The organism is Streptomyces sp. NPDC054765 (genome assembly GCF_053612065.1).
The window spans coordinates 113,191-134,146 of the sequence record NZ_JBSHBP010000010.1 but is presented as its reverse complement, the minus strand read 5'-3'; the positions used below and the strand labels follow the sequence as shown (position 1 = coordinate 134,146).

The window sequence follows — 20,956 nt, the reverse complement described above, 5'->3', positions numbered from 1 at the left end:
CAGTCGATTACGTGAGGTGAGATCCTGGGGGACGTATGTCCAGTCAGCCTGCCTCCGCCCTGCCCGACGGCACTGCTCCCGCCTTGCCGGGCACCCCTCCCACCCTCCACGCCCTGCTGGAGCGGCTGCCCGAGCTGATGCTGCGCGACCAGCAGCGGCTGGGACGCCGGCTCGACGGCGCGCGCCGGATCCGTAAGCCCGAAGCCCGGTCGGCCGTCCTCGCCGAGATCTCCGACGGCATCGACGAGGCGGAGCTGCGGGTCGCCCAGCGGCGCGCCGCGGTGCCCGCGATCACGTATCCGGAAGAGCTGCCGGTCAGCCAGAAGAAGGACGAGATCCTCGCCGCGATCCGCGACCACCAGGTCGTGATCGTCGCCGGTGAGACCGGCTCCGGCAAGACGACCCAGATCCCCAAGATCTGTCTGGAGCTCGGCCGCGGCGTCCGGGGCCTGATCGGGCACACCCAGCCCCGCCGGATCGCGGCCCGTACGGTCGCCGAGCGGGTCGCCGAGGAGCTGAAGACCCCGCTGGGCGAGGCGGTCGGCTGGAAGGTCCGCTTCACGGACCAGGTCGGCGGCGACACCCTCGTCAAGCTGATGACGGACGGCATTCTGCTCGCCGAGATCCAGACGGACCGCGAGCTGCGCCAGTACGACACGATCATCATCGACGAGGCCCACGAGCGCAGCCTCAACATCGACTTCATCCTCGGCTATCTGGCCCAGCTGCTGCCCCGGCGCCCGGACCTCAAGGTCGTGATCACGTCCGCGACCATCGACCCGGAGCGGTTCGCGCGGCACTTCGGTTCCTTCGCCGCCGTGAACGGGTCGAAAGCTCCGGATGCTTCGGGTGCTCCGGGTGCTCCGCCTGCCTCCGGAAGTGGCGACGGGACGAAGCCGACCGCACCGGTCGTCGAGGTCTCCGGGCGTACGTATCCGGTGGAGGTGCGCTATCGCCCGCTGCTGGAAGAGGGCGGCCAGGCCGCGCACAATCTGGAGGGCGACCGCGACCAGATCACCGCGATCTGCGACGCCGTGGACGAGCTGCAGGCCGAGGGCCCCGGCGACATCCTGGTCTTCCTCTCCGGCGAACGGGAGATCCGCGACACCGCGGACGCGCTCAACAAGAAGGCCCTGCCGTTCACCGAGGTCCTCCCCCTGTACGCGCGACTGTCACACGCCGAGCAGCACCGCGTCTTCCAGCGGCACACGGGCAGACGGATCGTGCTGGCCACCAACGTCGCCGAGACCTCGCTGACCGTCCCGGGCATCCGGTACGTCATCGACCCGGGCATGGCCCGGATCTCCCGCTACAGCTACCGCACCAAGGTCCAGCGGCTGCCGATCGAGCCCGTCTCGCAGGCCAGCGCCAACCAGCGCAAGGGCCGCTGCGGCCGTACCAGCGACGGCATCTGCATCCGCCTCTACTCCGAGGACGACTTCCTCTCCCGTCCCGAATTCACGGACGCGGAGATCCTGCGGACGAACCTCGCCTCGGTCATCCTGCAGATGACCGCGGCCGGTCTCGGCGACATCGAGAAGTTCCCGTTCATCGACCCGCCGGACCGCCGCAACATCAAGGACGGCGTCGATCTGCTGAGCGAGCTCGGGGCGCTGGACACGAAGCAGAAGGACCCCAAGAAGCGGCTGACGCCGATGGGCCGCAAGCTCTCCCAGCTGCCGGTCGACCCACGGCTGGCACGCATGGTGCTGGAGGCGGACCGCAACGGCTGTGTCCGCGAGGTCATGGTCATCGCGGCGGCACTGTCCATCCAGGACCCGCGCGAGCGGCCCGCCGACAAACAGCAGCAGGCCGATCAGCAGCACGCCCGCTTCAAGGACGAGACCTCCGACTTCCTCGCCTTCCTCAACCTCTGGCGCTATATCCGCGAGCAGCAGAAGGAGCTGTCCTCCTCCGCCTTCCGCCGGATGTGCCGGAGTGAATTCCTGAACTATCTCCGGATACGTGAGTGGCAGGACATCTACTCCCAGCTGCGTTCGGTCGCCAAGACCATGGGCATTCACCTCAGCGAGGAGGACGCGGCACCCGACCACATCCACACCTCCCTGCTTTCCGGTCTGCTCTCCCATATCGGACTCAAGGACACGGACGCCAAGAACGAATATCTCGGCGCCCGCAGCGCCAAGTTCGCGGTGTTCCCCGGCTCCGCGCTCTTCAAGAAGGCGCCGCGCTGGGTCATGTCCGCCGAGCTCGTCGAGACGTCCCGCCTCTGGGCGCGGGTGAATGCGAAGATCGAGCCGGAGTGGATCGAGCCGCTCGCCCAGCATCTGGTGAAGCGGACGTACAGCGAGCCGCACTGGGAACAGAAGATGGCCGCGGTGATGGCGTACGAGCGGGTGACGCTCTACGGCGTCCCGGTCGTCGCCCAGCGCAAGATCGCCTACGGCCGTATCGACCCGGAGACCTCGCGGGACCTGTTCATCCGCAACGCCCTGGTCGAGGGTGACTGGCGCACGCATCACCAGTTCTTCCACGACAACCGCAAACTCCTCGGCGAGGTCGAGGAGCTGGAGCACCGCGCCCGGCGCCGCGACATTCTCGTGGACGACGAGACGCTCTTCGACTTCTACGACCAGCGCATTCCCGCCGATGTGGTCTCCGGCGGGCATTTCGACGCCTGGTGGAAGAAGCAGCACCGGGAAGAGCCGGAGCTGCTGAACTTCGAGCATTCGATGCTCATCAATGACTCCGCCGAGGCCGTCACGAAGGACGACTATCCGGATTCCTGGCGGCAGGGAAAGCTGAAGTTCAAGGTCACCTACCAGTTCGAGCCGGGCGCGGACGCGGACGGCGTGACCGTCCACATCCCCCTCCAGGTCCTCAACCAGGTCGCCTCCGAGGGCTTCGACTGGCAGATCCCGGGCCTGCGCGAACAGCTGGTGACGGAGCTGATCCGCTCCCTCCCCAAGCCGGTCCGCCGCAACTACGTCCCCGCGCCGAACTTCGCGGCCCGCTTCCTGGACTCCACGGTCCCCCTGCAGGGCGCCCTGACCACGTCTCTGGCCGCCGGGCTGCAACGGATGGTGGGCGTACCGGTCGACGCCGCGGACTTCGACCCGGACAAGATCCCCGGCCATCTCAAGATCACCTTCCGGGTGATCGACGAGCGCCGCCGCAAACTCGCCGAGGACAAGGACCTGGAGGCGCTGCGGCTGAAACTCAAGCCGAAGACCCGGGCGGCCATCTCCAAGGCCTTCGAGCAGGCCGCCGAGCGGCCCGCCGGGGACCGCCGGGGCGGTGCGGACGCCGGGCAGGCGCCGGCCGGCCCGGAGCAGCGCACCGGTCTGACGTCCTGGACGATCGGCACCCTTCCCCGCACCTTCGAAACCCGTCGCGCCGGCCAGCCGCTGAAGGCCTACCCGGCGCTGGTCGACGAGGGCAGCAGCGTCGCCGTACGCCTCTTCGACACCGAGGGCGAACAGCTCACGGCGATGTGGACGGGCACCCGCCGCCTCATCCTGCTCAACATCCCCTCCCATCCGGCCAAGTTCGCGCAGGGCAAACTCAGCAATCAGCAGAAGCTCGCACTGTCCCGTAATCCGCACGGCTCCATCGCCGCCCTCTTCGAGGACTGTGTGACCGCCGCCGCCGACCGTCTGATCGCGGCCCGGGGCGGCCCGGCGTGGGACGAGGAGTCCTTCCGGAAGCTCTTCGACGCGGTCCGCGCCGACCTGGTGGACGTGACCCTCAGGACCATCCAGCAGGTGCAGGAGGTGCTGGCCGCCTGGCAGGCGTGCGAGCGCCGGCTGAAGGAGACCTCCTTCCCCTCCCTGCTGCCGTCGCTCACGGACGTCAAGGAGCAGCTGGCCGCGCTGGTCACACCGGGCTTCGTGACGGCGCACGGCGCCAAGCGGCTGCCGGACCTGATGCGCTATCTGGTGGCCGCCGACCGCCGGCTGCAGCAGCTGCCCACCCACGCCGAGCGGGACCGCACCCGGATGGCGAAGGTGAAGGAGATGCAGGACGAATACGCCTGGCTGCTGGAGCAGTTCCCGCAGGGCCGCCCCGTACCGGCCGCGGCGCTGGAGATCCGCTGGATGATCGAGGAGCTCCGGGTGAGCTACTTCGCCCATGCCCTGGGCACCGCGTACCCGGTCTCCGACAAGCGGATCGTGAAGGCGGTGGACGCCGCCGCGCCGTAGGAACCAGCGCTGCCGGTATCGAGTTCGACCGCACCCCCTGACCTGCTGTAGAGTCTTGCTTCGCAGCCCGCCGCAAGCGGAAAGCGAAACGCAAGGTCCTGTGGAGCAGTTTGGAGTGCTCGCCACCCTGTCAAGGTGGAGGCCGCGGGTTCAAATCCCGTCAGGACCGCCTCTTTACGGCCCGCATCCCTCCCGGATGCGGGCCGTACTGCTTCCCGGGCCAGGCCGCCCCACCACTGTGGCCGGCCCCCGGACACCCCACATCCCGTCAGGACACTCCCGTACGGCCCGTATCGCGCACCGATGCGGGCCGTGCCGCCATCCGCCGTCCGTTTCACGCGGCCCCCGGGCCCGTGCCCCCCTCTCCGTCACTGGCCTCGCCCCCGGGCCGGGCCGGCCCGGCCGCAACGAACGTGAGCCGCACCTCTGCCCACATCCGTACCGCTGTTCACCTCCACCCCTTCCGAATGCGGTGTGTAGCCGGTTTGCCGCCCGCTGTATTGACGACGGCACGTACCGCCGGTACTCACTGAGGGAGAAACGGGGCCGGGGAGGATGTGCAATGACGACTGCGGTACGGCACGAGACCAGGGCACTGCTGAGAGCCCATCTGTCGGCGGCCACGGGCTATCGCCACTTGATGCGGCACTGCCCCATCTGCCATCAGCTGCTACGGCTCGCCATGGAGCCGCACACGGCCCGCTCCGGGCCCCCGGCGGCCGCGCCCGCTCCGGCCCCGTCCCCGGCCGTCTGCGAGGCGACGACGGCCGGGGACGAAAGTCCCGCGGCCGGATGACCAATGACGGATGTGCCACGCACTGTGCGGTGGCAGGCTGTTGGGCGTGGCGGGGGGAAGTTCTCTACCGCAGCGGACGTATCGTCTTCAAGCGCCGCGTAGTGTGACGGGTGTCACCGAACAAGTTCGGCGGGATGTGGAACTTACACCTGTCCTACAACCGGTCAATTTAATATGTGCAATTGCACCCCTCCCGAACGGGCCGGTAACGAGCCCGCCGGGTCCGCGCACAGAGGCCCCCGCACGACCCGTGAAGGCACCCTGAACGGCGCCCGGGGGGACGCCGGCGCCAGGCCGGCCCGGCCGCCCCGACGGCCCCTGAAGCGGGCGCACACAAAAAGATCGCGCTGGACCCGGCGGAGTCCAGCGCGATCGGTGACGTACCCAGATGGAGCGGGTATGGGGCCCGTTGGGGCAGGCGCCGCGTCATATGAAGCTGTGTCAAGCATGGTGGAGCAGGTCGAGCTAGGGGTGCAAAGCGGGCATTTTCGGGTTGGGGGCCCCGAAAACGACCTGGTTATGCGGTTGTTCAGGCCTCGCTGCGCTGCTGCGGGATACCCGCAAGCAGTGCGCGGACCTCAGCCTCGCGGTAACGCCGGTGCCCTCCGAGCGTGCGGATGGACGTGAGCTTGCCTGCCTTGGCCCAACGGGTCACCGTCTTCGGGTCCACGCGGAACATCGTGGCAACCTCGGCAGGGGTAAGCAGCGGCTCGGCGTCAGGGGTGCGAGCGGTCATGAGCGGCCTCCTCGGGAGAACCGAACCATCACGGTTCTTTCCTCTAAATTCTGCACCTTGACCCACGTTGCCCGAAATGGCGGACGCGGGCCGAGTCGGTTATAGGACGAACGGCTTGTCCTCGGCACTACAACTACACCATCCGTCCAGCCACGTCGGCCAAACCGATGGAATTGCCCTCTCAGGTGTTCAACCTCGGCGGAAGCCGATGGACCGTGCCATAGCGGACAGTCACTCGTCCGTGACGATCAGTCACAGCATGCTCAGCCGCCACGAGACCCCTCAAGGAACGCAATACCGATCTATCCGCCCTTAGTTGGACGGAAGGAGCCCGCGTCGGGCTCCTTGTCCTATTTTGACACGAGGGTATGGCTTGAGAGCAAGACCCGAAGTCAGTGCTTTAGGTCACGCTTGAGGCAATCGCCCGGATCGGGACCTACGTCCTTTACCGTCCGGCCACCGGACGGCGAACCCGGCGCCACCGCGCCACGAACTTTGCCCCACGCCGGCGCTCAGCTGGAGAACTGGCGCTCGCGCACCGCACGCCACCGCTGGGAAAGCTTCTCGTACGCGACCCCGGCCCGCTCGCCGTCCCCCTCGCGCAGCGCCGCCAGTCCTTCCGCCACCTCGGCGGCGGAACGGTCCTCGGCGAGCTGCCCCTCGGGCACCGCGTGCACCAGCCCTCCGTAGTCCAGCTCCACGAGCGAACGCGGATGGAATTCTTCGAGCCAGCGCCCCACATCTACCAGGCCCTCGATCAGCGGCCCCTCTTCCAGGGCGTCCCGCAGCGTCCGCAGCCCCCGAGCGACCCGCCGCCGTGCCTGCACCATGGGCGTCCGGTAACGCAGCACGGGCGCCTGATCACCCTTCGTGTACTCCCGCTCACCGTCGTCGAACAGTACGAACCAGCGGACCGGGACATGCCACGTCGCCCCGCGGATCCACGGCCGGGCGTCCGGGTTGCGCTCCCGCCACCGCTCGTAGTCGGTGGCCGCCTGCAGCCGCACCACCGGGGGCAGCGCCGCATCCAGCACCGACGCCGGCAGCAGCTCGTCCAGCGCCTCCAGGGCCTGCCAGCCGCGCAGCCGGGTGCGCCACGGGCAGACGCAGGTCACCTCGTTCACGACGGCGACGAAGGCGTCCGCGCTCTCGTGGACCGGCACCGGGACCGGCGGCGTCGCCAGCAGATCGGCCAGCGCCCGGCGCTGTTCGTCCTGGGCGGTGGGGGTGTCCTCCCGTTTGGCGTAGCGCGCCCAATGGGAGCGCTCCGGCTCGGGGAACGCGGCCAGCGGCTCGTAGACCCGCAGATATGCCATGTACGGGACCTTCACCGACGACGCCAGGGCCACGCCCGCTCCTTCAGAGGGAAGTCCGCCGCGGGAGATCCCGAGGGCCCCCGCCGGCCTGCGATACGACCAGATCGTCCCATGTCCTTCCCTCGGGAGAGGGTGATCCTGGGCACCCGGCCGATCAACCGGCCCGGCAGGTCTTACGCTCTTTTCAACCGGCCCTCCCCACCCGAAGGAGGGCACCCTTCGCGACATATGGGAGTCACCACCGTGACTGACGTACGTCCGGCCCACGCCGGCACCGACGGCGGCGTTCTGCACACCCTGTTCCGGTCGGAGCAGGGGGGCCATGAGCAGGTCGTTCTCTGCCAGGACCGTGCCAGCGGCCTGAAGGCCGTGATCGCCATCCACAGCACCGCCCTGGGCCCCGCCCTGGGCGGTACCCGCTTCCATGCCTACGCCTCCGAGGAGGAGGCCGTGCTGGACGCCCTGAACCTGTCGCGCGGCATGTCCTACAAGAACGCCCTCGCCGGGCTGGACCACGGCGGCGGCAAGGCGGTGATCATCGGTGACCCCGATCTGGTCAAGACCGACGAACTCCTGCTCGCCTACGGCCGGTTCGTGGCCTCCCTGGGCGGCCGCTACGTCACCGCCTGCGACGTCGGCACGTACGTCGCCGACATGGACGTGGTGGCCCGCACGAACAAGTGGACCACCGGCCGCTCCCCCGCCAACGGCGGCGCCGGCGATTCCTCCGTACTGACCGCCTACGGCGTCTTCCAGGGCATGCGCGCCTCGGCCCAGCACGCCTGGGGCGACCCGACGCTGCGCGGCCGCAAGGTGGGCATCGCGGGCGTCGGCAAGGTCGGTCACCTCCTCGTCGAACACCTCCTCGAGGACGGCGCCGAGGTCGTGATCACGGATGTCCGGGCCGATTCGGTGGAGCGGGTCCGCGCCAAGCACCCGCAGGTCACGGCCGTTGCGGACACCGAGGCGCTGATCCGCACCGAGGGCCTGGACGTCTATGCGCCGTGCGCGCTGGGCGGTGCGCTGAGCGACGCGTCGGTGCCGGTGCTGACCGCGAAGGTGGTGTGCGGCGCGGCCAACAACCAGCTCGCCCACCCCGGCGTCGAGAAGGACGTGTCCGACCGCGGCATCCTCTACGCCCCCGATTACGTCGTGAACGCCGGCGGCGTCATCCAGGTGGCCGATGAGCTGCACGGCTTCGACTTCGACCGCTGCAAGACCAAGGCGGCGAAGATCTTCGACACCACGCTGGCGATATTCGCTCGCGCGAAGGCCGACGGCATTCCGCCCGCCGCGGCCGCCGACCGCCTGGCCGAGCAGCGCATGGCGGAGGCGCGGCACGCCTGACCCCAGGCCGGAAATGCGGCCTTGTCGGCCGGAAACACAGCCTTGCGCGGCCCGCCGCGGGGCGGTCGGGGAGACATCCCTCACCACCCGTCGGCGGGTCGCCGTACGGGACAGGTTAAAATCGCAGTTGACCAGCGGGGACGGGGCGCCTTGCAGGTCGTGCCGAGCGGCGGGTGATGCGGGCGACGTACCGTATGGCCGCGGAAGCAGGTACCGTTAAAGCCCTACGGGCCGGTCTCTCTGTCGAGAGCCCGCTCTGATCCATGAACGCGTGTCAAGACTCTGGGGCCATCGAGCCCCGTCATTGAGGGGGTCGACCCATGGGGCGCGGCCGGGCCAAGGCCAAGCAGACAAAGGTCGCCCGCCAGCTGAAGTACAGCAGCGGTGGGACGGATCTCTCACGACTGGCCGACGAGCTGGGTGCATCACCGTCGAACCAGCAGCCTCCGAACGCAGAGCCGTTCGAGGAGGACGAGGACGACGACCCGTACGCACGGTACGCAGATCTGTACAACGGCGACGACGACGAAGAAGACGAGGGCGACTCGTCCCAGCAGCGTCGTCGCGCTTGACCATTCTGCGCGCTCGCGGCACCCATAACAGCATCACGGACCCGGTCCTGGGCATCGCCCGGACCGGGTTCTGTGCTGCCCGGATGACCCTGATGCCCCTGGGGGCGGTGGCCGCACCGACGACTGCCGGGGCGGCCGCCCGTCCGCTCAGCTCGCGTAGTCACCGGTCAGGGTCACTGCTTCTGCGTGGTCACCGCGCTCGACGATCTCGCCGCTGACCCAGGCGTCCACCCCGCGGTCGGCCAGCGTGGTCAGCGCGGCCTCCACCGACTCCTGCGGGACGACGGCGATCATGCCGACGCCCATGTTCAGGGTCTTCTCCAGCTCCCGGCGCTCGACCGAGCCGGCCGAACCGACCAGGTCGAAGACCGGGCCCGGCGTCCAGGTGGCGCGGTCGACGGTGGCGTGCAGACCGTCCGGGATCACCCGGGCGAGGTTGTTGGCCAGCCCGCCGCCGGTGATGTGCGAGAAGGCGTGCACGTCGGTCGTGCGGGTCAGCGCCAGGCAGTCCAGCGAGTAGATCTTGGTGGGCTCCAGAAGCTCCTCGCCGAGCGTACGGCCGAACTCCGGGATGTCCCGGTCCAGGGCCATGCCCGCGCGGTCGAACAGCACATGGCGGACCAGCGAGTACCCGTTCGAGTGAAGCCCGGAGGACGCCATGGCGATCACCGCGTCGCCCGTACGGATACGATCCGCGCCCAGGACCCGGTCCGCCTCGACGACGCCGGTGCCGGCACCGGCGACATCGAACTCGTCCGCGCCCAGCAGCCCCGGGTGCTCCGCGGTCTCGCCGCCGACCAGCGCACAGCCGGCCAGCACACAGCCCTCGGCGATGCCCTTGACGATCGCGGCGACCCGCTCCGGGTAGACCTTGCCGACGCAGATGTAGTCGGTCATGAACAGCGGCTCGGCGCCGCAGACGACCAGGTCGTCGACGACCATGCCGACGAGGTCGTGGCCGATGCTGTCGTAGACGCCCATCTTGCGGGCGATGTCGACCTTGGTGCCGACGCCGTCGGTCGCGGAGGCGAGCAGCGGGCGCTCGTACCGCTTGAGGGCGGAGGCGTCGAAGAGGCCGGCGAAACCGCCCAGACCGCCGACGACCTCGGGGCGGGTGGCCTTCTTCACCCACTCCTTCATCAGGTCCACGGCGCGGTCGCCGGCTTCGATGTCGACGCCCGCGGCTGCGTAGCTGGCACCGGAGGATTCAGCGGACATGGCTGAGAACTTTCCTGTCGTGTGTGTACGAGCTCTACGGGCGACGCAGCGCGTCGGCCCCGCCGACCCCGGCGGTGAGCGTCTGGACGCCGTCCACGTCGGACTTCGTCCCGCTCGCGGTCTCCGACTCCAGGAGGTGCTTGCCCAGCAGCCCCGGGTCGGGCAGCTCCATCGGGTACTCGCCGTCGAAGCAGGCGCGGCACAGATTCGGCTTGGCGATCGTGGTCGCCTCGATCATGCCGTCGATGGAGATGTATGCGAGCGAGTCGGCGCCCAGCGACTTGCCGATCTCCTCCACGCTCAGCCCGTTGGCGATCAGCTCAGCGCGGGTGGCGAAGTCGATGCCGAAGAAGCACGGCCACTTGATCGGCGGGGACGAGATCCGGATGTGGACCTCGGCCGCACCGGCCTCGCGCAGCATCCGGACCAGCGCCCGCTGGGTGTTGCCGCGGACGATCGAGTCGTCGACGACCACCAGGCGCTTACCGCGGATGACTTCCTTGAGCGGGTTGAGCTTGAGGCGGATGCCGAGCTGGCGGATGGTCTGCGAGGGCTGGATGAAGGTCCGGCCGACGTAGGAGTTCTTCACCAGACCCGAGCCGTAGGGGATGCCACTGGCCTCGGCGTACCCGACGGCGGCCGGGGTGCCGGACTCCGGCGTCGCTATCACCAGGTCGGCGTCGGCCGGCGCCTCGGCGGCCAGCTTGCGGCCCATCTCCACCCGGGAGAGGTACACATTGCGGCCGGCGATGTCGGTGTCCGGGCGGGCGAGGTAGACGTACTCGAAGACGCAGCCCTTGGGGCGGGCCTCGGCGAAGCGGCTGCTGCGCAGACCGTTCTCGTCGATGGCGACCATCTCGCCGGGCTCGATCTCGCGGATGAAGCTGGCGCCGCAGATGTCCAGGGCGGCGGTCTCGGAGGCCACCACCCAGCCGCGCTCCAGGCGGCCCAGGACCAGCGGGCGGATGCCCTGCGGGTCGCGGGCGGCGTAGAGCGTGTGCTCGTCCATGAAGCAGAGCGAGAAGGCGCCCATGACCTTCGGCAGGACGCGCGGGGCGGCCTCCTCGACGGTCAGCGGCTTGCCGCCCTCGTCCACCTGGCCGGCCAGCAGCGCCGTCACCAGATCGGTGTCATTGGTGGCCGCGACCTGGGTCGCCCGGCCGCCCTCGCGGGGCAGCGCGGCGACCAGATCCGCCAGCTCGGCGGTGTTCACCAGGTTGCCGTTGTGGCCGAGCGCGATGGAGCCGTGCGCGGTGGCACGGAACGTCGGCTGGGCGTTCTCCCACACCGAGGCACCGGTGGTGGAGTAGCGGGCATGGCCCACGGCGATATGGCCCTGGAGAGAGCCGAGCGAAGTCTCGTCGAAGACCTGGGAAACCAGGCCCATGTCCTTGAAAACGAGGATCTGGGAGCCATTGCTCACCGCGATGCCCGCGGACTCCTGTCCACGGTGCTGCAGCGCATACAGCCCGAAATAGGTGAGTTTGGCGACCTCTTCACCCGGAGCCCAGACACCGAAGACGCCGCAAGCGTCCTGGGGGCCCTTCTCGCCGGGGAGCAGGTCGTGGTTGAGTCGTCCGTCACCACGTGGCACGACCCCGAGTCTAGGGCAGGTCGCGCATTCATCCGAACCGGGGAGGGCCCGGCACCTGGAGGAGTGCATGAACGGCGTGGGCAGCGCGGTGGGCGTGACCGCCGCGGGCCGGTCGCGCCCTCCCCCTCCGCAAGCCGCGCAACCACCGCGTCCCACGCTTCAGCTGATCTTGTTCCCGCCGCGCTGAGCTGCGCTTTCCTCATCCTTCTCGGATTTCCACGTTCCGCTCCCGGGCCCTTCGCGGGCGGCCCGGTATGGGCTCGTTGCTCGCTTTGCGGTACTTGTGATCACACGGTGCCGTCCTGCCGGTGTGAGATAGGCGACGCGCGCCCGCCCGGCGGCCGCCCGCCACCGCGCTTGGCCCGCCCCCTCCCTTCGGCTCGCCCCGGCTCAGCTCAGCTCAGCAGGGGCAGATACCCGCCGATATCGGCCCGCTCGCCGCTGGCGCCGACCGTCGCCGCGTCCAGCGCCTCGGCCCATGTCGTACGGCCGGCGGCCAGCCGGATCCACGTCAGCGGGTCGGTCTCGACGACGTTCGGCGGGGTGCCGCGGGTGTGCCGGGGGCCCTCGATGCACTGCACCACGGCGAACGGCGGCACCCGGACCTCGACCGCGTTACCGGGCGCCTTGGCGGCCAGTACGTCGGCCAGCAGCCGGGTGGTGGTGGCCAGGGCCTGACGGTCGTACGGGATCTGCAGGCCGGTGGCCGCCGCCAAGTCGTCACTGTGCACGACGAGTTCGGCACAGCGGGTGACCAGGTAGTCGGCCAGCCGCATCGCACCGGGGCGGACGGCCAGCAGGCGGTCGTCGGGCTCCGGGGCGAGGACGCGGGAGTATTCCTCGGCGGTGCGCTCCAGCAGCTCCACGGGGTCGTGGGCGGCGGCCAGGGCGCGGGTGCGGTCGTCGATGGACGAGGCCAGCCGGGCGGCGGCGGACGGCCAGTCCACCAGGGCTGCCTCCGTCCGCGGCGGAACCGGCTGCTCAAGACTGCGCGCCACGCTGCCGACCACCATGGACAGATGCGCCACCAGCTCCCGCACCGTCCAGTCACCGAGCCGGGTCGGCAGCGCGAACTGCTCGGGCGCAAGGCCCCGTACCGCCTCCCGGACATGATCGAACTGGGCCGTGACGGCGGCACGGGTCTTCTGTGCGTCGTACCGACGGGCGCGCGGCTTCCGAGTGGCAGGAGGCATGACGATCAGCCTAGGCGGCACCTGTGACAACGGTCCCGGGAACGTGACGACGGTCCCGGGAATCCGGCGACGAAGCCGGGATTCCCGCGGCGAGCCGTCGCGCATCCTGCCCGCACGGTGCCGCCCGGCGCCTCGGCCGTTTTCCGCGCAAGCCGCGGGGCCGCTCAGCTCGCGGGCGTCGTCACCTGCGCGTCGGCGTCGAAGAGGTCGCCGTTGTGCGGCACGCCGATCCCCCGCCATGTGAAGGGAACACCACTGGCGGTCTCCGGGTCGGCGTGGTCCATGAGCTGGAAGTGGACATGCGGCTCCGTGCTGTTGCCGGAGTTGCCGCACCGGCCGAGCGGCTGCCCGGCCGTCACCCGGTCGCCGGTGCGGACGGTGAGCGAGCCGCGCCGGACATGGGCGTAGAGCGCGTACGCACCGTCGCCCAGGTCGAGGATCACGTGGTTGCCGATGATCCGGCGGGAACCGCCCAGGGTGCGGGCCAGTCCCTCGACGGCCAGGAAGTAGACCACCGCGGGCCACGAGGTACGGCTGAGGTGGTCGCGCTGCCGGTCGTCGGCCCGCACGACGGTGGCATCGTCGACGGCGAGCAGGGGCACGCCGAAGGCCGGGAAATCTTCGTTGCGGCGGGCGAGGGGCCACCAGCCGAAACCGGGGCGGGAGCCGGGCTCGGGCTCCGCCACGATGTCGATGGCGTAGGCCTGTCCGTATGCCCGGGTGCCATGGCTGGGGACCTTGTCGGCAGGACTGTTGAGGGCCTTCCAGCGCCCGGTGACCGGCGCGCCGACCTCCAGCGCCTCGGGGGCCGGGCCCGCCGAGGCGTGCTCCTCCGCGCGGGCCACCCGGCAGTTCACACCGAACCCGATCAGCAGATGGAGGCCCAGCGGGACCCAGGTCCACCCATACGGAAAGTCGACGAAGAAGCCCGTCACGAACATGACCAGGAAGGCCAACAGGCAAAAACGAGCGGAGTGTTCGGAGATTTTCCGCAAGGGTATGGACTTCATTTTCTTCCCCCTGAAGTCGGCCGGGCGTCAGCGCCCGGCGGCGGTCAGCATCACCAGCAGCGGTACGACCCGGTGGGCCGGGACCTCGTAACCGCCCCGGGCGGCCGTGTGCAGCCAGCCGGCGGCGGTGAGCTGCCGGAGGTGGTGGTAGATCTGGCCGGTCGTGCCCATTCCGTCCAGCTCGGTGAGTTCGGCGGCGGTACAGCGGCCGCCGAGGATCTCGCGCAGCAGCCGCAGCCGTACGGGCCGGCCGAGGGCCGCGAACGATGCGGCGGCCTCCGCCCGGTCACCTTCCAGGACGGTGTCGGTGGGCAGGCCGTACTGCCACTCGTAGCGCTGTCCGGCCGGTGTCCGCACCGCCCCGGCGAAGAGCACTCCGCCGTTGTCGGCGCCCAGCTCGGCGAGCTGGGCCTTCAGGCCGTTCAGTGCCCACAGCTGGTCGTCGGGGTCCCGCTCGGGCGCGGTGGCCGGCCGGTCGGCGGCCCGTTCCAGCGCGGCCAGCCGTCGTTCCAGCCCGGCCAGCCGCTGTTCGAGATCCATGTGGAGAGATTACGTAATTACGTAACTTCAGGCAAGGCGTGAAGGCATTCAGGAAGAACGGGTACGAGATCTCCCGGAAACAGCCGAAACGGCCCGCCGGACGGGCCGTTTCGGCTCAGGCTTCCCGGGCCACCGGCCCGGCGGAGTACTAGGCGATCAGATGCGGGATCGTCGCCTCGTGCGCGTCCTTCAGCTCGCTCAGCGGGATGCTGAACTGACCCTGGACGTCGATCTCTTCGCCGTCGATCACACCGATCCGGGTGGCCGGCAGCCCCCGCACCCCGCACATGTCGGTGAAGCGGAGTTCCTCGCTGCGCGGAACGGCGACGACCGCGCGGCCCGCCGACTCGGAGAAGAGCAGCAGGAAGGGGTCCAGCCCGTCGGGAACGACGAGGCGGGCACCCTTGCCGCCGCGCAGACAGGACTCCACCAGGGCCTGGATCAGACCGCCGTCGGAGAGGTCGTGCGCGGCGTCGATCATGCCGTCACGGGAGGCGGAGATCAGCACCTCGGCGAGCAGCCGCTCGCGCTCCAGGTCCACCTTCGGCGGCAGACCGCCGAGGTGGTCGTGCACCACCTGCGACCAGGCCGAACCGCCCAGTTCCTCACCGGTGTCACCGAGCAGGTAGACCAGCTGGCCCTCCTCGGCGAACGCGATCGGCGTACGACGGTTCACATCGTCGATGACGCCGAGCACCGCGACGACCGGGGTCGGGTGGATCGCCACCTCGCCGGTCTGGTTGTAGAGCGACACATTGCCGCCGGTGACGGGCGTACCGAGGGTCTGGCAGGCGTCGGCGAGACCGCGGGTGGCCTCGGCGAACTGCCACATCACGGCCGGGTCCTCGGGCGAACCGAAGTTCAGGCAGTCGGAGACCGCCAGCGGCTTGGCACCGGACGCGGCGACATTGCGGTACGCCTCGGCCAGCGCCAGCTGCGCGCCCGCGTACGGGTCGAGCTTGGCGTAGCGTCCGTTGCCGTCCGTGGCGAGCGCGACACCGAGGTTGGTGTCCTCGTCGATCCGGACCATGCCGGAGTCCTCCGGCATCGCCAGGACGGTGTTGCCCTGCACGAACCGGTCGTACTGGTCGGTGATCCACGCCTTCGAGGCCTGGTTGGGCGAGGCCACCAGCTTCAGGACCTGCGCGCGCAGCTCGTCGGCGTCCGCCGGGCGGGGCAGCCCGGCCGCGTCGTCGGCCTGGAGGGCGTCCTGCCAGTCGGGCCGGGCGTACGGGCGCTCGTAGACCGGGCCCTCGTGGGCGACGGTGCGCGGCGGTACGTCGACGATCTGCTCACCGTGCCAGAAGATCTCCAGCTGCGCGCCCTCGGTCACCTCGCCGATGACGGTCGCGATGACGTCCCACTTCTCGCAGATCTCCAGGAAGCGGTCCACCTTCCCGGGCTCGACGATCGCGCACATCCGCTCCTGCGACTCGCTCATGAGGATTTCCTCGGGCGAGAGGGAGGAGTCCCGCAGCGGGACGGTGTCCAGCTCGACGCGCATACCGCCGGAGCCGGCCGAGGCCAGCTCGCTGGTGGCGCAGGACAGCCCGGCGCCGCCGAGGTCCTGGATGCCGTCGACCAGGTCTTCCTTGAAGATCTCCAGGGTGCACTCGATGAGCAGCTTCTCCTGGAAGGGGTCACCGACCTGGACGGCGGGGCGCTTGGCGGGCTTGGTGTCGTCGAAGGTCTCCGAGGCGAGCACGGAGACACCGCCGATGCCGTCGCCGCCGGTGCGGGCGCCGTAGAGGATGACCTTGTTGCCGGCGCCGGACGCCTTGGCGAGGTGGATGTCCTCGTGCTTCATGACGCCGATGCAGCCGGCGTTGACCAGCGGGTTGCCCTGGTAGCAGGCGTCGAAGACGACCTCGCCACCGATGTTGGGCAGGCCCAGGCAGTTGCCGTAACCGCCGATACCGGCCACCACGCCCGGCAGGACGCGCTTGGTGTCGGGGTGGTCGGCGGCGCCGAAGCGCAGCGGGTCGACGACGGCGACGGGGCGGGCTCCCATGGCGAGGATGTCGCGGACGATGCCGCCGACGCCGGTGGCCGCGCCCTGGTAGGGCTCGATGTACGAGGGGTGGTTGTGGGACTCCACCTTGAAGGTGACGGCGTAGCCCTGGCCGACATCGACGACACCGGCGTTCTCGCCGATGCCGACGAGCAGCGCGTCGTTCTCGGGGGCCTTCTCGCCGAACTGCTTCAGATGGACCTTGCTGCTCTTGTAGGAGCAGTGCTCGGACCACATCACCGAATACATGGCGAGTTCGGCGCCGGTGGGACGGCGGCCGAGAATCTCCCGGATGCGCTGGTACTCGTCCTGCTTCAGGCCGAGTTCGGCCCACGGCTGGTCGGTGTCCGGCGTCTCGGCTGCGTGCTTGACGGTGTCGAGGCTGTGCTTAATGGTGCCCTCGCTTCGCTCGGCCATCATGCGTTGACCAGCTTCTTCAGGATCGAGGTGAAGAATCCGAGGCCGTCGGTACGGCCCGTACCGATCAGCGGCTCCACGGCGTGCTCGGGGTGCGGCATGAGGCCGACGACATTGCCCGCCTCATTGGTGATGCCGGCGATATCGCGGAGCGAGCCGTTGGGGTTGCCGTCCAGGTAGCGGAAGGCGACCCGGCCCTCGGCCTCCAGCATGTCGAGCGTGCGCTCGTCGGCGACGTACCGGCCGTCGATGTTCTTCAGCGGAACGCTGATCTCCTGGCCGGAGGTGTAGTCCGCGGTCCAGGAGGTCTCCACGTTCTCCACCCGCAGCTTCTGGTCGCGGCAGATGAAGTGCAGGTGGTTGTTGCGCAGCATGGCGCCGGGCAGCAGGTGGGTCTCGGTGAGCACCTGGAAGCCGTTGCAGATACCCAGGACCGGCATACCGGCCCTGGCCTGCTCGATCACCGATTCCATCACCGGCGAGAACCGGGAAATGGCCCCGGCCCGCAGATAGTCGCCGTAGGAGAAACCGCCGGGCAGCACCACGGCGTCGACCTGCTTGAGGTCCTTGTCGCGGTGCCACAGCGGCACCGCCTCGGCACCGGCGACCCGGACCGCGCGCTGGGTGTCGCGGTCGTCGAGCGTGCCGGGGAAGGTAACGACTCCGATCCGCGAGGTCATGAGTCGACCCGCACGGTGAAGTCTTCGATGACGGTGTTGGCGAGGAAGGTCTCGGCCATCTCTTGGATGCGAGCGAGGGCGGCGTCGTCGACCGGACCCTCCACCTCAAGTTCGAAACGCTTGCCCTGACGGACGTCGGCGATCCCCTCGAAGCCCAGGCGTGGCAGTGCGCGCTGCACCGCCTGCCCCTGCGGGTCGAGGATCTCCGGCTTGAGCATGACGTCGACTACGACGCGTGCCACTGGCACTCCCGGTGGTGTGGTGCGTAAGGCGGTGTCCTCACAGTACCGTGTTCGAAAATCTACGCGCATAGATATGCGGGAGGACCGATCACGGACCGGTATCGGCAGGAGTGCGGCTCAGGAAAAATTCTCGAAAAGATCCGGGGTCCGGATTGCGGGAAGACACGCTGACAAAATTAACTGGGCTTCACAATGCAATGCCCATCGCTGTACAAATGAAAAAGCATTGATTCCGATCAGCCGGATCCGGAGCATCACCCCATGTCAACAAGGGGTTGCTCCCCGAAAGGACCGATATCCGTGGCGCAGCGCGTAGTAGTAACGCTCTCCGATGACATCGACGGAGGAGAAGCCGCAGAGACGGTCACCTTCGGATTGGACGGGAAGTCGTACGAGATCGACCTCAATCCCGCCAATGCGAAGAAACTGCGCGGTGCCCTCGCTCCGTTCGTCGAGGCAGGCCGCAAGCGGGCCAAGTCCGGCAAGGCCTACCACCGGACCGCGGTGAACCCCGACCCCGCGGCCGTCCGCGCCTGGGCCCGCTCCCACCAGATGGACGTCCCCCCGCGCGGCCGGATCCCCAAGAAGGTCTACGAGGCCTTCAACGCCGCCAACCACTAACCGACTTGCCGGCGTCCCCCGGCTCGGGCGCAGCCGACTTGCACAGCACCCCTACTGATCAGCTAGAGTCTGGAGCACGCCGAGGGGCGAGGCCGAAAGGCCGGACCTCACGGAGTCACGCGGGTGTAGCTCAGTAGTAGAGCGCCCCCTTTCCAAGGGGGAGGCGCAGTGTGCAATCCCTGTCACCCGCTCTGACAGCTCGACCGGTCATTGGATCAGGTACAGTAGCTGTCGCGCCGCTCGGTGAAAGCCGAGTGGATGCCTGCGGACGTAGCTCAGTTGGTAGAGCGCAACCTTGCCAAGGTTGAGGTCGCGAGTTCGAGCCTCGTCGTCCGCTCAGAAAGAAGAAGGCCCCGGTCATTGCGACCGGGGCCTTCTTCTTTTATCTCCGGGCCACTCGACTCGCTCCTGCCTCTCCCGTCGCTTCCCCTTGCTTCCCCACGCTTCCCTTCGCTTCCCCTCGCTTCCCCTCGCGTCCGGCGCCGGCAACTGACATTTGTCATCGGCTGCGATGACAGATCGCACTGCCCGGAACCTTGATCCGGCGAAACGCTGGACTCATGAACATCGGGGAGAAAACCATCGCGGAGGCCGGGCGCGGCATCGCCGCGGGCGCCGGCTCCGGCTCCGACGCCGGCTCCGGCATCGGCGTGATCGAAGTCACCGAACTCCGCAGGCGCTACGGCACCGCCGGGCAACGTACCAAGGAGAAGCCGGAGCGGGGCGGGGGCGGCGGAACGCCCGGTGGGGTCGGAGCGCGGAGCCGACCGGGTGCGCGGGAGGGTTTTGAGGCCGTGCGCGGTATCGACTTCTCCGTCGACCGCGGCGAGCTGTTCGCGCTCCTGGGGACCAATGGCGCGGGCAAGACCTCCACTCTCGAACTGCTGGAGGGGCTGGCCGCGCCCACCACCGGGCGGGTCCGGGTCCTCGGCCATGATCCGTTCCATGAGCGGGGCAAGGTGCGGCCCCGTATCGGCGTCATGCTGCAGGAGGGCGGCTTCCCCTCCGAGCTGACGCCGGCGGAAACCCTGCGGATGTGGGCGGGATGCACCAGCGGGGCGCGTTCGGTCGAGGAAGCCCTCGGCTCCGTGGGGCTGGACCGGCGCAGAGATGTCCGGGTCAAGCAGCTGTCCGGGGGCGAGCGCCGTCGGCTGGACCTCGCGCTGGCGTTGCTGGGGCGGCCCGAGGTGCTGTTCCTGGACGAGCCGACGACGGGGCTGGACACCGAAGCGCGCCATGCCACCTGGGAACTGGTCCGGGAGCTGCGGGACTCGGGGACCACGATCGTGCTGACCACGCACTATCTCGAAGAAGCCGAGTCGCTGGCGGACCGGCTGGCGATCTTGCACGACGGGCGGATAGCGGCGTCGGGACATGTGGCGGACGTGGTCGCCGCGCACCCCTCGCACCTCTCCTTCGAGCTGCCCCACGGTTTCCAGCTCGGCGATCTCCCGCCGCTGGGGGAACTGGGCGTCATCGGCCATGAGGTGAGCGGGCGCACGGTCCGGCTGCGGACGGACGAACTGCAGCGGGCCGCGACCGGAGTGCTGCTCTGGGCGCGGGACAAGGGGATCACGCTGCACGGCCTGGACGTCAGATCCGCGTCCCTGGAAGAGGCATTTCTGCACATCGCAAAGGGGCTGGAGAACACATGAGTGCAGGTACGACCGAAGCCGCCGGCAAGGTGCGGACGAAAATTCCCGCGGAAACCCGCACCGTGGGCCGTCTACTCTCCCTGGGGCGGGCCGAGTTGACGCTTCTCGGCCGCAACAAGACCGCGCTGTATGTGTCGCTGATCCTCCCGATTGCCATGGCGGTCGCCATGAAACAGACGGTCAGCTCGATGAACCTGGCCGGCACGGGGCTATCGGTCGAAACGATGCTGCTGCCCGGCACTCTCGGATGCGTGCTGATCTTTGCCGTCTACTCCAACCTCACCGGCGCCTATGTCGCCCGGCGCGAGGAACTGGTGCTCAAACGGCTGCGCACCGGAGAGCTGCGGGACCTGGAAATACTGACCGGCACCGCGCTGCCCTCCGCGCTGATAGGGCTGGCGCAGTGCGCGCTCCTCATCGTCCTCGGCAGCCTGGCGCTGGACACCGGACTGCCCACGGCGCCGCACCTCCTGATCGCCGGGGTGCTGCTCGGCATGGTCGTGGTCATCGGGCTCGCAGCGGCGTCCTCGGCCTTCGCAAAGTCCAGCGAGGCCGCTCAACTGACCGTGCTCCCCTTCACCCTGGTGTCGCTGGCCGGGTCCGGGATGATGGTTCCGCTGGACGTCTTTCCGAAGAACGTCGCCGCGTTCCTCGAATTCCTCCCGCTGTCACCGGCAATGGAGCTGATACGGGCAGGCTGGACCGGCGGCGGTGACGTCAAGCAGACGGTGCAGCAGCTGATTACCGGCGTGGTCTGGGCCGGGCTCGCGCTGTTGGCCGTACAGCGGTGGTTCCGCTGGGAGCCGCGGCGCTAGCGACACAGGGCGATCGGGACGACGGGGGCG

The 20,956-nt window shown here is 69.2% G+C and carries 17 protein-coding genes and 3 tRNA genes; 10 read left to right on the top strand and 10 right to left on the bottom strand.

Annotated elements, in window-relative coordinates:
* Window positions 1-35 precede the first annotated feature (35 nt).
* The 3 genes from hrpA to ACWGJY_RS09740 all read left to right on the top strand — a co-directional run bounded on the left by hrpA (window position 36) and on the right by ACWGJY_RS09740 (window position 4,959).
* On the top strand, window positions 36-4,163 hold the full coding sequence (hrpA, locus tag ACWGJY_RS09750) for an ATP-dependent RNA helicase HrpA (RefSeq protein WP_453260232.1): 4,128 nt from the start codon (window positions 36-38) through the stop codon (window positions 4,161-4,163).
* Between the two features lie 94 nt (window positions 4,164-4,257).
* Window positions 4,258-4,332, top strand: a tRNA-Asp gene (locus ACWGJY_RS09745).
* 393 nt (window positions 4,333-4,725) lie between these two features.
* The gene (locus ACWGJY_RS09740) at window positions 4,726-4,959 is read left to right on the top strand and encodes a DUF6274 family protein (protein ID WP_453260231.1); all 234 of its coding nucleotides are present in this window, start codon (window positions 4,726-4,728) and stop codon (window positions 4,957-4,959) included.
* A gap of 529 nt (window positions 4,960-5,488) precedes the next feature.
* On the opposite strand, the gene bldC is transcribed toward ACWGJY_RS09740, so the two are convergent.
* Together bldC and ACWGJY_RS09730 are read right to left on the bottom strand one after the other, a co-directional pair.
* Window positions 5,489-5,695 carry a developmental transcriptional regulator BldC gene (bldC, locus tag ACWGJY_RS09735; protein WP_003949541.1) on the bottom strand — a complete coding sequence of 69 codons (207 nt, stop codon included), beginning with the start codon at window positions 5,693-5,695 and terminating at the stop codon, window positions 5,489-5,491.
* Window positions 5,696-6,207: 512 nt separating this feature from the next.
* Window positions 6,208-7,044: a hypothetical protein gene (locus ACWGJY_RS09730; protein WP_453260230.1), complete on the bottom strand. Its 837-nt coding sequence runs from the start codon at window positions 7,042-7,044 to the stop codon at window positions 6,208-6,210.
* Window positions 7,045-7,239: 195 nt separating this feature from the next.
* On the opposite strand from ACWGJY_RS09730, the gene ACWGJY_RS09725 reads away from it, so the two are divergent.
* Complete coding sequence (locus tag ACWGJY_RS09725) at window positions 7,240-8,358, top strand: Leu/Phe/Val dehydrogenase (protein ID WP_453260229.1); 1,119 nt, start codon at window positions 7,240-7,242, stop codon at window positions 8,356-8,358.
* 320 nt (window positions 8,359-8,678) lie between these two features.
* The gene (locus ACWGJY_RS09720; protein WP_393909383.1) at window positions 8,679-8,930 is read left to right on the top strand and encodes a DUF3073 domain-containing protein; all 252 of its coding nucleotides are present in this window, start codon (window positions 8,679-8,681) and stop codon (window positions 8,928-8,930) included.
* Between the two features lie 147 nt (window positions 8,931-9,077).
* Here ACWGJY_RS09720 and purM read toward each other — a convergent pair whose 3' ends face one another.
* From purM to purS, 8 genes are all read right to left on the bottom strand, one after another.
* On the bottom strand, window positions 9,078-10,148 hold the full coding sequence (gene purM / locus ACWGJY_RS09715) for a phosphoribosylformylglycinamidine cyclo-ligase (RefSeq protein ID WP_453260228.1): 1,071 nt from the start codon (window positions 10,146-10,148) through the stop codon (window positions 9,078-9,080).
* A 34-nt stretch (window positions 10,149-10,182) separates the two neighbouring features.
* On the bottom strand, window positions 10,183-11,742 hold the full coding sequence (gene purF, locus ACWGJY_RS09710; protein WP_453260227.1) for an amidophosphoribosyltransferase: 1,560 nt from the start codon (window positions 11,740-11,742) through the stop codon (window positions 10,183-10,185).
* 395 nt (window positions 11,743-12,137) lie between these two features.
* Complete coding sequence (locus tag ACWGJY_RS09705) at window positions 12,138-12,935, bottom strand: sterol carrier family protein (RefSeq protein ID WP_453260226.1); 798 nt, start codon at window positions 12,933-12,935, stop codon at window positions 12,138-12,140.
* A 164-nt stretch (window positions 12,936-13,099) separates the two neighbouring features.
* Window positions 13,100-13,936 (bottom strand): M23 family metallopeptidase, encoded by an 837-nt coding sequence (locus ACWGJY_RS09700; protein WP_453260261.1) that lies wholly within the window; start codon window positions 13,934-13,936, stop codon window positions 13,100-13,102.
* A gap of 36 nt (window positions 13,937-13,972) precedes the next feature.
* Window positions 13,973-14,485, bottom strand: a complete 513-nt coding sequence (locus tag ACWGJY_RS09695) for an ArsR family transcriptional regulator (RefSeq protein ID WP_453260225.1) — start codon at window positions 14,483-14,485, stop codon at window positions 13,973-13,975.
* Between the two features lie 148 nt (window positions 14,486-14,633).
* Complete coding sequence (purL, locus tag ACWGJY_RS09690; protein ID WP_453260260.1) at window positions 14,634-16,913, bottom strand: phosphoribosylformylglycinamidine synthase subunit PurL; 2,280 nt, start codon at window positions 16,911-16,913, stop codon at window positions 14,634-14,636.
* Complete coding sequence (gene purQ / locus ACWGJY_RS09685; RefSeq protein ID WP_453260224.1) at window positions 16,913-17,593, bottom strand: phosphoribosylformylglycinamidine synthase subunit PurQ; 681 nt, start codon at window positions 17,591-17,593, stop codon at window positions 16,913-16,915. Before purQ ends, purL begins: the two co-directional genes overlap by 1 nt.
* Window positions 17,590-17,835 (bottom strand): phosphoribosylformylglycinamidine synthase subunit PurS, encoded by a 246-nt coding sequence (gene purS / locus ACWGJY_RS09680; protein ID WP_030086196.1) that lies wholly within the window; start codon window positions 17,833-17,835, stop codon window positions 17,590-17,592. Before purS ends, purQ begins: the two co-directional genes overlap by 4 nt.
* Window positions 17,836-18,135: 300 nt before the next feature.
* Between purS and ACWGJY_RS09675 the strand changes: the two genes are divergently transcribed.
* The 5 genes from ACWGJY_RS09675 (at window position 18,136) to ACWGJY_RS09655 (ending at window position 20,926) form a co-directional block, all read left to right on the top strand.
* Window positions 18,136-18,456, top strand: coding sequence for a histone-like nucleoid-structuring protein Lsr2 (locus tag ACWGJY_RS09675; protein WP_340485238.1), 321 nt, complete (start codon window positions 18,136-18,138; stop codon window positions 18,454-18,456).
* Between the two features lie 119 nt (window positions 18,457-18,575).
* A tRNA-Gly gene (locus tag ACWGJY_RS09670) sits at window positions 18,576-18,647 on the top strand.
* A 73-nt stretch (window positions 18,648-18,720) separates the two neighbouring features.
* Window positions 18,721-18,793, top strand: a tRNA-Gly gene (locus ACWGJY_RS09665).
* Window positions 18,794-19,016: 223 nt separating this feature from the next.
* Window positions 19,017-20,111, top strand: coding sequence for an ABC transporter ATP-binding protein (locus tag ACWGJY_RS09660; protein WP_453260223.1), 1,095 nt, complete (start codon window positions 19,017-19,019; stop codon window positions 20,109-20,111).
* On the top strand, window positions 20,108-20,926 hold the full coding sequence (locus tag ACWGJY_RS09655; RefSeq protein WP_453260222.1) for an ABC transporter permease: 819 nt from the start codon (window positions 20,108-20,110) through the stop codon (window positions 20,924-20,926). Before ACWGJY_RS09660 ends, ACWGJY_RS09655 begins: the two co-directional genes overlap by 4 nt.
* Window positions 20,927-20,956 lie beyond the last annotated feature (30 nt).